This is a genomic window from Pedobacter sp. 01N416, from assembly GCF_056399685.1.
The window spans coordinates 1-401 of sequence record NZ_JBFTRT010001128.1 but is presented as its reverse complement, the minus strand read 5'-3'; the positions used below and the strand labels follow the sequence as shown (position 1 = coordinate 401).

General features: G+C 41.4%; 1 protein-coding gene. It reads left to right on the top strand.

Features of this window, described 5'->3' with window-relative positions; genetic code table 11:
• Positions 1-401: alpha-L-fucosidase (locus AC1DND_RS29555; protein ID WP_477586616.1), on the top strand; the 401-nt coding region annotated here is incomplete at both ends.

The following is a 401-nucleotide window of genomic DNA, read 5'->3' as shown; positions in this document are numbered from 1 at the left end:
GTGCATGATTGGTAACAATCACCACCTTACACCCTTTGCCGGAGAAGATTTTCAAATGTTCGAACGCGATCTTCCTGGTGAAAATAAATCAGGCTTAAGTTTTCAAAAGGCATCAGATAAACTACCACTTGAAACCTGCGAAACCATTTCAAATTCGTGGGGATATAATTTGAGCGATACCTATTACAAATCGAATAAAGAACTGGTACATATGTTGGTTAAAGCTGCAAGTTTAGGGTCTAATCTTTTACTGAACATCGGCCCGATGCCGAGTGGTAAAATCCAGCCCGAGTTTCAAAACCGTTTGGCAGGTTTGGGCGATTGGCTTAAAATTTACGGTGAAAGTATTTATGGTACTAAAGCGGGATTTATAAAACCGCAGGCCTGGGGAAGCATTACGC